Raw genomic sequence first — 12,911 nt, forward strand, 5'->3', positions numbered from 1 at the left:
TCCTAGGGACGGGCGGTGGAGTCCCGGAGCTTGAGCTCGGTGGAGAGCTCCATCCGGGGGCTGACCAGGGGCTGGTCCTCCAGAAGCTGGAACAGCGTGCGGGCGGCGAGTCGGCCCATCTCCTCCAGCGGCTGACGTACCGTCGTCAGCGGCGGTGACAGCCATTCGCACATGGGCAGGTCGTCGAAACCGACCACACTGAGGTCTCGCGGGATGCTCAGTCCCCGCTGCCGGGCGGCCTCGTAGACGCCCATCGCCTGCTGATCGCTTCCGGCGAAGATGGCGGTCGGCGGCTCGGGGAGGGCGAGCAGCTCCTGGGCGCGGCGGAACCCGCCCTCGTGCTGGAAGTCCCCGAACCGGATCAGGTCGCGATCGACCTCGATCCCGGCCCGCTCCAGGGCGGCCCGGTATCCGTCGATGCGGGCCTGGCTGCAGAGCATCTCCTTGCGCCCGCCGATCGCGGCGATCCGGCGGTGCCCCATGTCCAGCAGGTGCTCGGTGGCGGCGAGGCCGCCCGCCCAGTTGGTCGCGCCGATGCTGGGCACGCTGCTGTCCGGCAGGTCGATCGGGTCGATGACGACGAGCGCCACCCCGCCCCGCTCGACCTGGGCGCGCTGGGCCTGGGTGACCGACGCGGTGACGAGGATGACGCCGTCGCTGTGGTGCAGGACCGGCAGTGCGGCCCAACTCGACGGCGTGGCTTCGCCGGGCGGGACGAGCGACACGACGGTGCCGACGCCCCGCCCCGCGCACTCGGCCTCGACGCCGCGCAGGATCTCCACCGCCCACGCGCTGTCCAGACCGCCGATGATCAGGTCGACCAGGCCCGACCTGCGTGCCCTGCCCTGCCGGCCGGGCGGGAGGTAGTTGTGGGACCGCAGCAGGCCCTCGATCCGTTCGCGTGTCGAGGGCGCGACATCGGAGCGGCCGTTGATCACCTTGGAGACAGTGGCCTGGGAGACCCCCGCCTCTGCGGCGATGACCGCCAGAGTCGCACGCTGCTCGCTCAACTTCTCTCCTCTTCGACGCCGTCGATCGACGACAGATATCGCAAACTTTCGAAGAGTTTCTGGTCGGCGCGACGGCTTGTCAAGCCCAGCATCACGCGCTTCCCGAGATAAATCGGTGAGAGGTCTTGACCGTGCAGCCGGACGTTCCTAGTTTATGGCACCACAGAATTCGAGAGTATTTCGAAAGGTTTTCGGGCGCAAAAAGGGCATCGCACCCGGCATCCCCATCACGGAGGTCCCATGGCCAGCACTCTCCCGAGCCGACGAAACTTCCTGGCGCTCGCGGGCTTGACCGCACTGTCCGTCTCCATGACCGCGGCCTGCGGGACCGGCGGGTCGGGCGGCGGGGCGTCGGCCGACGGCAAGGTGAGGTTCGAGTGGTGGAACATCGCCACGACGGAACCGGGCAAGTCGCTCTTCCCGCAGATCGCCACGGCGTTCACGACCGCCCACCCGAACGTCGCGATCAACACGACCTCGTTGGAGAACGAGGCGTTCAAGTCCAAGCTGACCGCCACCACCTCCTCGGGCAAGCTCCCCGACGTCTTCCAGACCTGGGGCGGCGGCGTGCTCCAGCAGCAGGTGGACGCCGGGCTGGTCGAGGACCTCACCGACCTCCTGGACTGGTCGTCCGAACTCACCCCGGTCTCGCTGCAGGCGTACCAGTTCGGGGGCCGCACCTACGGGGTGCCCTACGACATCGGCATGGTCGGCTTCTGGTACAACAAGAAACTCTTCGCCAAGGCCGGGATCACCACCCCGCCGGCCACCTGGGCCGAGTTCCTCGACGACGTCAGGAAGCTCAAGGCGGCCGGCGTCACCCCGATCGCCCTCGCCGGCAAGGAGAAGTGGCCGGGCCACTACTACTGGGCCTACCTCGCGATGCGCGTCGCCGGCCTCCCCGCGCTGGAGAAGGCCGCGACCACCAAGGACTTCACCGGTGCCGGCTTCGTCCAGGCGGGCGTCCACCTCAAGGAGCTCGTCGACCTCCAGCCCTTCCAGACGGCCTTCCTCGGTGCCGGCTACGCCACCCCCGGCGGTCAGGCCGCGACCATGGGCAACGGCAAGGCCGCCATGGAGCTGATGGGGCAGTGGGGGCCGTCGGTGCAGAAGGACGCGGGCGCCGACCTCGGAGCGGACCTGGGCTTCTTCCCGTTCCCGACGGTCGACGGCGGTGTGGGACGGGCCACCGAGGTGTTCGGCGGCGGCGGTGGCTTCGCGCTGCGCAAGGGCGCCCCGAAGGAGGCCCTGGACTTCCTGAAGTTCTTCGTCCTGGAGAACGAGTCCAAGCTGCTGGCCTCCAACGGCTACCTGCCGGTGGTCAAGGGAGCGGAGAGCCAACTCACCGACGCCAACAAGAAGGTGGTGGCCGGCAGCCTGGTCAAGGCGACGGGCTTCCAGCTCTTCCTCGACCAGGCCTATCCGCCGGCGGTCGGCCAGGAGGTCAACGACAGCGTCGCCGACCTCATAGCCGGCAAGAAGACCCCCGAACAGGTCACCGCCTCGATCACCGAGGCTGCGAAGAGTGCCTAGCCTCGTGTCCACCCCGACAAAGGAGCGGACGGAGGAGGCGGCGCCGACGCCCGCGCCACGCCAGGCCCGGCCGCGCCTGCGCGGGTGGGGACACTGGGTGTCGGTCGCCTGGTTCCTCGTCCCGGCCCTGGTCCTCTTCCTCGTCTTCGTCCTCGCCCCGATCGTCGTCGCCGTCTTCACCGGTTTCTTCAAGTGGGGCGGGGTCGGCCCCATGGACGACTTCGTCGGCTTCGCGAACTACACCAAGCTCTTCGACGACCAGGTCTTCCTCGGCGACCTGGGACGCGGGCTCTACCTGATCGTCCTGTCGATCACGGTGCAGCTGCCGTTCGCGCTGCTCACCGCGGTCCTGCTCAACCAGAAGCTGCGCGGCCGGGCCGTCTACCGGATGCTGTTCTTCGCGCCGTACATCCTGTCCGAGGTGGTCACGGCCGTCCTCTTCACGATGATCTTCCTGCCCGGCGCCGGCATGGCCGACCACCTCGCCGGCCTCCTGGGCCTGGAGGGGCTGCGGGGCACCTGGCTCGCCGACCCCTCGACGGTCATGCCCACCCTGTTCGTGGTCATGATCTGGAAGTACTTCGGCTTCCACATGATGCTCTTCCTCGCCGGACTGCAGAGCATCCCCACCGAGATCCTGGAGGCCGCCTCCATCGACGGCGCCGGCCCCTGGCAGCGCTTCCGGCACGTGACGCTGCCGCTGCTCGGCCCGACGATCAGGATCAGCGTCTTCCTCTCGATCATCGGTTCCATCCAGCTCTTCGACCTCGTCTGGGTCATGACCGCGGGCGGGCCCAACCACTCCTCCGAGACGATGGCGATCGCGATGTTCCAGTTCGGGTTCAAGCGGTACCAGGTCGGCTACGCCAGCGCGATCAGCGTGGTCCTGTTCATGATCAGTCTGGTCTTCTCCCTCTTCTACCAGCGGTACGTGCTCCGCCGTGACCTGAGCGGCGCCGTCACCTCGGGAGGCGCCCGATGAACGCCCGTCGGACGGCACGCGGCCTTTCGCTGCACGCCGTGGTCTGGCTGATCGCCGCGTTCGTCGTCGTGCCGCTGATCTACGCGGTGATCTCCGGGTTCAAGAGCACCGGCGAGCTCACGACGAACCCGTTCGGGCTGCCGGAGCAGTGGAAGATCGGCAACTACACCGGAATTCTCGGCGACGGAATGTTCTGGCGGCAGATCGCCAACAGCGCGGGCATCGCGATCGGCACGACGGTCTGCACGGTGGCGGCCTCCGCGATGGCGGCGTTCGTACTGGCCCGCTATGCCTTCCGCGGCAGGGAGTTGTTCTACACGCTCTTCACGATCGGGCTGATGTTCCCGTTCGCGGTGGCCGTTCTGCCGCTCTTCCTCATGCTGCGCACCTTCGGCCTGCTCGACAACCCGCTCGGAGTGATCCTCCCGCAGGCGGCTTTCGGGCTCCCCATGACGATCGTGATCCTGCGCGGATTCTTCCGGACCATCCCGGCGGAGATCGAGGAGGCCGCCACCATGGACGGCTGCGGCAAGCTCCGCTTCTTCTGGAAGATCCTGCTGCCGATGGCACGTCCGGCGCTCGGTACGGTCTCGGTCCTGTCGGTCGTCGCGAGCTGGAACAACTTCTTCCTGCCGCTGCTCGTGTTCAACGACCCGAAATGGCAGACGATCCCGGTCGGCGTCCAGCAGTTCCAGGGCCAGTACTCGACCGACTTCGCGCTCGTCCTCGCCTACATCGTGCTCGCGATGGTCCCGGCCCTCGCCTTCTACGCCGTCGCCGAGCGCCAGCTGATCGGCGGCCTCACCGCCGGCGCCACCAAGGGCTGACCTGCTCCGCGTGATTGCTCCACCCCTGAGGAGACTCCGTGAAACGTCTATCCGCGCTGACCGCCGTCGTATTGTTAGCGCTAACAACTCACGTCGCCGCCGCTGACCCCGCGCCACCCGCCACCGGCCCCGCCATCGACTTCCGGGCCGAACTCCAGCCCATCGACGGATTCGGCTTCTCCATGGCCTTCCAGCGGGCCGACCTGCTGCACGGCGCGCGCGGCCTCAGCCCCGCCAAGCGGCGCGAGGTGCTCGACCTGCTGCTCGACAAGGAGAGGGGCGCGGGCCTGTCGATCCTGCGCCTGGGCATCGGGTCGTCGACCGACCGGGTCTACGACCACATGCCGACGATCCTGCCGACCGATCCCGGCGGGCCGGACGCCCCGCCGAAGTACGTCTGGGACGGCTGGGACGGCGGCCAGGTCTGGCTCGCCAAGGAGGCCAAGGCGTACGGCGTCAAGCGGTTCTTCGCCGACGCCTGGAGCGCGCCGGCCTTCATGAAGACCAACGGCAGCGAGAACGACGGCGGCGAGCTCCGGCCCGAATGGCGCCAGGCCTACGCGAACTACCTCGTCAAGTACGCGAAGTTCTACCAACGGGAAGGCATCCCGATCACCGACCTGGGGTTCACCAACGAACCCGACTGGGCGGCGACCTACGCCTCGATGCGTTTCACCCCGCAGCAGGCCGTCGACTTCCTCAAGGTGCTCGGGCCGACCGTCCGCGCGTCCGGACTGAAGACCGGCGTCGTCTGCTGCGACGCGGCGGGCTGGGACCGGCAGGTCGCCTACACCGAGGCCATCGAGGCGGACCCCGAGGCCGCCAAGGCCGTGCGGACCGTCACCGGCCACCGCTACAGCGGTCCGACCACGGTCCCGCAGCCCACCGACAAGCGGGTCTGGATGTCGGAGTGGTCACCGGACGGCACCACCTGGAACGAGAACTGGGACGACGGCAGCGGCTACGACGGCCTCACCGTCGCCGCCGACATCCAGAACACCCTCACCGTCGGCAACGCCAACGCCTACGTCTACTGGACCGGCGCGTCCCTCGGCGCCACCCGGGGACTCATCCAGCTCGCCAACCCCGGCGACTCCTACCGGGTGTCCAAGCGGTACTGGGCGCTGGCCGCCTTCAGCCGCTTCATCCGCCCCGACGCCGTCCGCGTACCGGTCACGAACGCCGACCCGGCCCTGAGCGTCACGGCCTTCCGCAACACCGACGGCAGCCGCGTGATCGAGATCCTCAACACGGCGACCACCGAGAAGTCCGCCCAGTTCGCCCTCCGCGGCGGCCACGACCGGCACCCCGAGGGCTACGTCACCGACGAGACCCGCTCGATCACCCCGGCCCACGTCGCCTCCGCGCGCGGTACGACCCTCAAGGCCACGCTCGCCCCGCGCGCGCTGACCACGATCGTCCTCGACTGAAACGACGGACCCCCCTCCGAGGAGTCATCCATGCCCATGCCCATGCCCATGTCCCGGCACGTCATCGCCCTGTCCGCCGCCGTCTGCCTCGCGGCCGGCCTCGCCGCCGCGCCCGCGAGCGCCGAGCCGCGTCCCCGGACGCTCGGCGAACTGGCCAAGAAGCACCACAAGTACTTCGGCTCGGCCACCGACAACCCCGAGTTCACCGACGCCGCCTATCTGAAGCTCCTCGGCAGCGAGTTCGGGCAGACCACCCCCGGCAACGCCATGAAGTGGTACGCCACCGAACCCGCGCCCGGCGTCTTCGACTTCACCGCGGGCGACGAGGTCGTGGCCTTCGCCAAGGCCCATCACCAGAAGGTCCGCGGCCACACCCTCGTCTGGCACAGCCAGCTCCCCGCCTGGCTCACCGAGCGCAGCTGGACCGCCGCGGAACTGCGCCCCGTCCTCAAGAATCACATCCAGAAGGTGGCCCGGCACTACAAGGGCAAGGTCATCCACTGGGACGTCGTCAACGAGGCCTTCAACGAGGACGGCACCTACCGCGAGTCGGTCTTCTACAAGACGCTCGGCCCCGGCTACATCGCCGACGCCCTGCGCTGGGCCCACGAGGCCGACCCGCACGCCAAGCTGTACCTCAACGACTACAACGTCGACGGGATCGGCCCCAAGAGCGACGCCTACTACCGCCTGATCAAGCAGCTGAAGGCCGACGGCGTCCCGGTGGAGGGCTTCGGCATCCAGGGGCACCTGGCGCTCCAGTACGGCTTCCCCGCCGACGTCAAGCAGAACATGCAGCGCTTCGCCGACCTCGGCGTCGAGGTCGCGGTCACCGAGCTCGACATCCGGATGAACCTCCCGGCGACCCCTTCGATGCTCGCCACCCAGGCCACCTGGTACGCCGACTACGTCAAGGCCTGCCTGGAGGTCAGGAAGTGCGTCGGCGTCACCATCTGGGACTACACCGACAAGTACTCGTGGATCCCCTCCGTCTTCCCCGGTGAGGGCGCCGCGCTGCCCTACGACGAGAACCTGGCGCCCAAGCCCGCCTACCACGCGATCAGGAAGGTGCTGGGCGGATGATCAGGACGGCGATCGTCGGAGCGGGCGGGATCGCGGGCATCTGCCACGTACCCGCCCTCCGGGCGCAGGCACACCGCGCCGAGATCGTGGCCGTCGTCGACGTGGACGCCGCACGCGCCGAGGCCTTCGCGGCCGAGCACGGCATCCCCGCCGTCCACACCGACCTGCGCAGGATGCTCGACGAGCAGCGGCCGGACCTCGTGCACCTGTGCACACCGCCGTACCTCCACGCCGAACAGGCCGTGGCCTGCCTGGAGTCCGGGGCGTGGGTGTGGTGCGAGAAGCCGGTGGCCCTGTCGCTGGCCGAGCTCGACCGGATCCACGCGGCCGAGGGCACCGCCGCCGCGGGCGCCGTGTTCCAGCACAGGTACGGCTCGGGCGCCCGCTACCTGCGCGACCGGATCGCGGCCGGGACCCTGGGCCGCCCGCTGGTCGCGCAGTGCGTCACGGCGTGGTACCGCGACGACGCCTATTACGACGTGCCCTGGCGCGGCACCTGGCGGAGCGAGGGCGGCGGCCCGACGCTCGGCCACGGCATCCACCAGATGGACCTGATGCTCGCGGTGCTCGGCCCATGGGCCGAGGTACGCGCGATGGCCGGCCGCCTCGCCCGCGACGTGCAGACCGAGGACGTGTCCACGGCCCTGGTCCGGTTCGAGAACGGAGCCCTCGCCACGGTCGTCAACAGCGTCCTCTCCCCGCGCGAGGAGAGCTATCTGCGGTTCGACCTCACCGGCGCCACGGTCGAACTCCGGCACCTGTACGGCTACTCCAACGCGGACTGGACGTTCACCGCCAGATCCGCCCACGCGAAGTGGGAGCCGCCGGACGACCTGCCCAGCTCGCACACCGCCCAGCTCGCGGAGTTCCTGGACGGCTACGAGGCCGGGATCCGGCCCGACCTCGGCCGCCCCACCATGGAACTGGTCACCGCCCTGTACAAGGCGGCGATCACCGGCCTGCCGGTCCGGCGCGGAGAGGTCGACGCGACCGACCCGTTCCACGGATCGCTCGACGGGGGACACCCGGAGGTGTTCCGATGACGTCAGAACCCCCCGAGCACGTCGAAGCCCCCGAGCACGTCGATCCCGTCGGACTCCCGGAGCGCTTCGAGCTCCTGGAGCGCGCGGACGCGCTGACCGTCCGGGCACGCGGCACCGACCTCTTCCGGTACGTGCACCGGCCGGTCATGGACCCCTTCGAGGCGCCGAAGCCCTACCTCCACCCGGTGCGCACCCTCGCCGGCGACGTGGTCACCGCGTACCGCCCGCACGACCACCGCTGGCACAAGGGCGTCCAGTTCACGGCCTCATGGGTGTCGGGCCAGAACTTCTGGGGTGGCGGCACCTACCTGCGCGGGCAGGGCTACGTCGACCTGCCGAACCTCGGCACGATGCGCAGCCTCTCCCTGGCCGCCGAAACGAGCCCCGGCCGCGCCGTCGTCACCGAACACCTCGCCTGGCACACGATGGCGGGGGAGCACTGGATCGACGAGCGCCGCACGCTGACCGCGCGTGACGTCGAGGCCGACTCCTGGACCCTGGAGATCACCACCTCGCTGACCAACGTCCTCGGCACCGCCCTGATGTTCGGCAGCCCCGGCACCCAGGGCAGAGAACTCGCCGGATACTCGGGCCTCTTCTGGCGCGGCCCGCGCGACTTCACCGGCGGCGGGGTGATCGGCCCCGGCATGGGCGAGCAGGGCGACTGGCTGGCCTTCGTCGGCACGCACGACGAGGTCGACCGCTCCTCCACGCTGCTGTTCCTGGACGATCCGGACACCCCCGGCCACTGGTTCGTCCGCAGCGAGCCCTTCCCCGCCGTCAACCCGTCCCTGGCGTTCGACAAGGAACTGCCGCTGGCCCCGGGCGACACCCTGTCGCGCCGCTACAGGATCGTCGTGGCCGACGGCGCGTGGACCCCCGCACGCCTGTCCCGCCACGTCGAGGAACACCCGTGGTGACCCCGCTGCCCGGCGGGGTGGGGATCTCCGGGCTGACCGTGTACGACTGGGAGGCCGCCGACGGGCTGTGCGGCGGCACCCCGCACATGCACCTCGTCTGCTCCGAGGCGTACGTGGTCATCGACGGCGAGGGCAGCGTCCAGACCCTCACCACCTCCGGTTTCGCCGACACCCCGCTGCGCCCCGGCGACGTCGTCCGGTTCACCCCCGGAACGATCCACCGGCTCGTCAACGCCGGCGGCCTGCGTCTCGTGGTCCTCATGCAGAACAGCGGCCTCCCCGAGGCGGGTGACGCCGTCTTCACCTTCCCGGCGCCCGTGATGGCCGATCCCGACGCCTACCGGGCGGCGGCCGTCCTGACCGGCGACCATGCCGCGGCGGCGCGCCGCCGCCGCGACCTGGCACTGGAGGGATTCCTGACGCTGCGCCGCGAAGGAGGGCTGCGGGAGTTCCACGGCGCGGCGCACCGCCTGAAGAGCGAGCTGCTCGACGCCTGGTGGATCCGCTGGCGTGACGGGCCGCTGGCGGCGACCCTCGCGACCGGCTGCCAACTGGCATCGCTGCAGGCCGGAGACCTCACCCACCTCGATCACGGCGAGGTGTCGCGGCTGGAGAGCCCGGCGGACCCGGTCTTCGGCATGTGCGGCCGTCTCCGTCCCTATTCCGTCCCCGACCTCCCGACCCGGCCGCCGCGCGGTGCGTCGGAGCCATCTCACCCCCACCCTCCGAAGGAGCTCTCCTGATGAGATTTCGCCGTCCACCCCTGGTCCTGAGTCTCGTCCTCGCGGTCCTTTCGTCGCTGCTGCTCGGGGCCTCGCTCCTCAGTGCCCCGCCCGCCGCCGCGGCGACCGTCGACACCAACGCCTGGTACGTGCTGGTCAACCGCAACAGCGGCAAGGCCCTGGACGTCCACAACCTGGCGACCGGTGACGGCGCCCGCATCACCCAGTGGACCAGGAACGACCAGAACCAGCAGCAGTGGCAGTTCGTCGCCTCGGGCGACGGCTACTACCGCCTCAAGTCCCGCCACTCGGGCAAGGTCCTGGACGTCCAGAACAGCTCGACCGCAAACGGCGGCGCGATCGTCCAGTGGACGGACGCGAACGGCACCAACCAGCAGTGGCGCCTGGCCGACAGCGCGGACGGTCACATCAGGCTCGTCGCCCGCCACAGCGGCAAGGCCCTCGAAGTCCAAGGCGGCTCCACCGCCGACAACGCGAACATCGTCCAGTACGACGACTGGGGCGGCGCCAACCAGCAGTGGCAGCTCGTCAAGGTGGGCGGCGGCACCCCCGGCACCTGTGCACTTCCCTCGACGTACCGCTGGTCGTCGACGGGCGCGCTGGCGCAGCCCAAGGCCGGATGGGCCTCGCTCAAGGACTTCACCGTCGCCCCCCACAACGGCAAGCACCTCGTCTACGCGACGACGCACGGCACCACGGCGTCGGGAGTGGGCTGGGGCTCGATGAACTTCACCCCGTTCACCGACTGGTCGCAGATGGCCTCCACCGGCCAGAACACCATGGCGAACCGCGTCGTCGCCCCCACGCTCTTCTACTTCGCGCCGAAGAACATCTGGGTGCTCGCCTACCAGTGGGGCAGGACCGCGTTCTCCTACCGGACGTCGACCGACCCCGCCAACCCGAACGGCTGGTCGGCGGAGCAGGAGCTCTTCTCCGGAAGCATCACCGGCTCGGGCACGGGCCCCATCGACCAGACGCTCATCGGCGACGGGACGAACATGTACCTGTTCTTCGCCGGTGACAACGGCAAGATCTACCGGGCCAGCATGCCGATCGGGAACTTCCCGGGCAGCTTCGGCTCCTCGTACACGACGATCATGAGCGACACGGAGAAGAACCTCTTCGAGGCACCCCAGGTCTACAAGGTCAAGGACCAGAACCAGTACCTCATGATCGTCGAGGCCCGGGGCGCGAGCGAGCACCGCTACTTCCGCTCGTTCACGGCCACCAGCCTGAGCGGCTCCTGGACGCCGCAGGCCGCGACCGAGAGCAACCCCTTCGCCGGCAAGGCCAACAGCGGCGCCATCTGGACCAACGACATCAGCCACGGCGAGCTGATCCGCGCCGGCGCCGACCAGACCTTCACGATCGACCCCTGCAACCTGCAGTTCCTCTACCAGGGTCGTGACCCCAACTCCGGCGGCGACTACGGCCAGTGGGCCTACCGCCCGGGTCTGCTGACGCTCCAGCGCTGACCACATGGCGGGCCCGGTCGTCACCCGGGCCCGCCATGGTCGCGGGCCAGGGTCAGGGCCAGGGCCGCGTCCGGGGCCGGCGTCACCTGTGCCGGCCGCCCACCGACGACGCCGGCGGACCGACCCCGTCTCACGTCGTATTCTTTGCCGACGCAGAGGCCGGTCGCCGTCCGCCGGTGGACCGCCTCCCTGGAGAGGGTGGGAATGGGGCTCATCGACGTGGACCACGCGGGGCTGGTCGTCGCGGCGCAGGCCGGTGACGACGGGGCGCGCGAGGAGCTGATCGCCGCGTACCTGCCGCTGGTCTACAACATCGTCGGGCGCGCGCTGAGCGGCCACGCCGACGTCGACGACGTCGTCCAGGAGACCCTGCTGCGCGTGGTCCGCGACCTGCCCGCCGTGCGCGCCCCGGAGAGCTTCCGGTCCTGGCTCGTGTCGATCACGCTCCGCCAGATCAACACCCACCTGCACCGGAAGTACGCCTTCGCCGAACGGACCACGGTCATCGACGAGGCGCACGAGATACCGGACGTCGGCGCGGAGCCCGTGGACACGGCGATCCTGCGGCTGCACGTCTCGGACGAGCGCCGTCGCGTCGTCGAAGCCGGCCGGTGGCTCGATCCGGACCACCGGGTGCTGCTGTCGCTCTGGTGGCAGGAATGCGCCGGCTCGCTGAGCCGTGACGACATCGCCGCCGCGACGGGGCTCACGGTCGCCCACGTCGGAGTACGCCTGCAACGCATGCGCGAGCAGCTGGACCTGTGCAGGACGATCGTCGCCGCGCTGGAGGCCGACCCGCGCTGCGCCCGACTGGACGAGGCCGTCGCCGGCTGGGACGGCCTGCGCGCATCGGTGTGGCGCAAGCGCATCGCGCGGCACACCCGCGACTGCCCGGTCTGCACGGAGCAGACGACCGAACGGGTTCCGGCCGAGTTGCTCCCCCTCGGTCTCGCGACGCTGGCCGTGCCGGCCGGGCTGGTCTCCGCGCTCGTCGCCAAGGGCCTGTTGTCGGGCACCGCCGCGATCGCCGCCGGGCCGGCCGCGGCACACGTCGCCGCCGGCACCGCGGCGGGGGGAGGCGGCCTGCACGCCGCGCTGAGCGGCAAATTCGCGGCGATCACCGCCCACCCGCTGGCGAGCCTCACCGCCGGCGCGGTGCTCATCGCCGGAACCGCCACCTATGTGACCTGGCCCGAACCGGCACCTCGGGTGCCCGCCGTCATCGCCGCCCCCACCGCGGGCACCGCCCCGCCGGTCCCGTCGCGCACCACGACGCCGGACGAACCGTCCCCCGTGAGTCCGTCCGCCGCGGCAGCCGATGTTCCGCTCGGGGTGCGGTCGCTGGAGTCCGTGGATGAACCCGGCCTGTTCGTCACCTCTGCAGGCGACCACGCGACGCTCGGCCGGGTCTCCGCGTCCAGCGGCGCGCAGACCCGGAACCGGGGCACCTTCACGGTCGTCGCGGGGCTGGCCGACACCCGGTGCGTCACCTTCCGCGCCGCGGACGGCCGCTACCTTCGCCACTCCTACCTGCGGCTGCGGCTGAGCGCCGACGACGGCAGCGAGCTGTTCCGTGAGGACGCGACCTTCTGTCCGCGCCCCGGGTCGGTCGCGGGGTCGGTGACCCTGCACGCCCACAACTATCCCGGTTCCGTCCTCCGCCACCGGGACGGAGGCATCTGGCTCGACGGCTCCGACGGAACACGGACCTTCGCCGGTCAGGCATCCTTCATCGTGCGCCAGGCCTGGTCCTGAGAGTCGCTCCTGCGCAGGTCGCAGGCAGAAACTGAGCGAACTTCCGGACGGCGCGACTTTTTCTGTTACGCGACCGCGAGTTCGGCAGCCTCCACTTCAGGGGTGACCTT

The 12,911-nt window shown here is 70.1% G+C and carries 11 protein-coding genes; 10 read left to right on the forward strand and 1 reads right to left on the reverse strand.

Going from position 1 to position 12,911, the window contains the following annotated elements; genetic code table 11:
* Nucleotides 1–2 precede the first annotated feature (2 nt).
* Nucleotides 3–1,010 (reverse strand): LacI family DNA-binding transcriptional regulator, encoded by a 1,008-nt coding sequence (locus tag DEJ43_RS33690; RefSeq protein ID WP_015037916.1) that lies wholly within the window; start codon nucleotides 1,008–1,010, stop codon nucleotides 3–5.
* A 240-nt stretch (nucleotides 1,011–1,250) separates the two neighbouring features.
* Between DEJ43_RS33690 and DEJ43_RS33695 the strand changes: the two genes are divergently transcribed.
* From DEJ43_RS33695 to DEJ43_RS33740, 10 genes are all read left to right on the forward strand, one after another.
* Nucleotides 1,251–2,543, forward strand: a complete 1,293-nt coding sequence (locus DEJ43_RS33695; protein WP_015037917.1) for an extracellular solute-binding protein — start codon at nucleotides 1,251–1,253, stop codon at nucleotides 2,541–2,543.
* Complete coding sequence (locus tag DEJ43_RS33700; protein ID WP_015037918.1) at nucleotides 2,536–3,525, forward strand: carbohydrate ABC transporter permease; 990 nt, start codon at nucleotides 2,536–2,538, stop codon at nucleotides 3,523–3,525. The genes DEJ43_RS33695 and DEJ43_RS33700 overlap by 8 nt, the downstream gene beginning before the upstream one ends.
* Nucleotides 3,522–4,352, forward strand: coding sequence for a carbohydrate ABC transporter permease (locus tag DEJ43_RS33705; RefSeq protein WP_015037919.1), 831 nt, complete (start codon nucleotides 3,522–3,524; stop codon nucleotides 4,350–4,352). Before DEJ43_RS33700 ends, DEJ43_RS33705 begins: the two co-directional genes overlap by 4 nt.
* Nucleotides 4,353–4,390: 38 nt before the next feature.
* Nucleotides 4,391–5,782, forward strand: a complete 1,392-nt coding sequence (locus DEJ43_RS33710) for a glycoside hydrolase family 30 protein (protein ID WP_015037920.1) — start codon at nucleotides 4,391–4,393, stop codon at nucleotides 5,780–5,782.
* 30 nt (nucleotides 5,783–5,812) lie between these two features.
* Complete coding sequence (locus DEJ43_RS33715; RefSeq protein ID WP_015037921.1) at nucleotides 5,813–6,865, forward strand: endo-1,4-beta-xylanase; 1,053 nt, start codon at nucleotides 5,813–5,815, stop codon at nucleotides 6,863–6,865.
* Complete coding sequence (locus tag DEJ43_RS33720; protein ID WP_015037922.1) at nucleotides 6,862–7,908, forward strand: Gfo/Idh/MocA family protein; 1,047 nt, start codon at nucleotides 6,862–6,864, stop codon at nucleotides 7,906–7,908. The genes DEJ43_RS33715 and DEJ43_RS33720 overlap by 4 nt, the downstream gene beginning before the upstream one ends.
* Nucleotides 7,905–8,828, forward strand: a complete 924-nt coding sequence (locus DEJ43_RS33725) for a DUF6807 domain-containing protein (protein ID WP_015037923.1) — start codon at nucleotides 7,905–7,907, stop codon at nucleotides 8,826–8,828. The genes DEJ43_RS33720 and DEJ43_RS33725 overlap by 4 nt, the downstream gene beginning before the upstream one ends.
* Entirely contained in the window at nucleotides 8,825–9,571 is a 747-nt protein-coding gene (locus DEJ43_RS33730; RefSeq protein WP_015037924.1) for a cupin domain-containing protein, read from the forward strand. The genes DEJ43_RS33725 and DEJ43_RS33730 overlap by 4 nt, the downstream gene beginning before the upstream one ends.
* On the forward strand, nucleotides 9,571–11,046 hold the full coding sequence (locus DEJ43_RS33735; protein WP_015037925.1) for a non-reducing end alpha-L-arabinofuranosidase family hydrolase: 1,476 nt from the start codon (nucleotides 9,571–9,573) through the stop codon (nucleotides 11,044–11,046). Before DEJ43_RS33730 ends, DEJ43_RS33735 begins: the two co-directional genes overlap by 1 nt.
* 204 nt (nucleotides 11,047–11,250) lie before the next feature.
* Entirely contained in the window at nucleotides 11,251–12,801 is a 1,551-nt protein-coding gene (locus tag DEJ43_RS33740) for a sigma-70 family RNA polymerase sigma factor (RefSeq protein ID WP_015037926.1), read from the forward strand.
* The last annotated feature ends 110 nt before the right edge of the window (nucleotides 12,802–12,911 follow it).

The sequence above is a fragment of the Streptomyces venezuelae ATCC 10712 genome, from assembly GCF_008639165.1.
GTDB lineage: Bacteria > Actinomycetota > Actinomycetes > Streptomycetales > Streptomycetaceae > Streptomyces > Streptomyces venezuelae.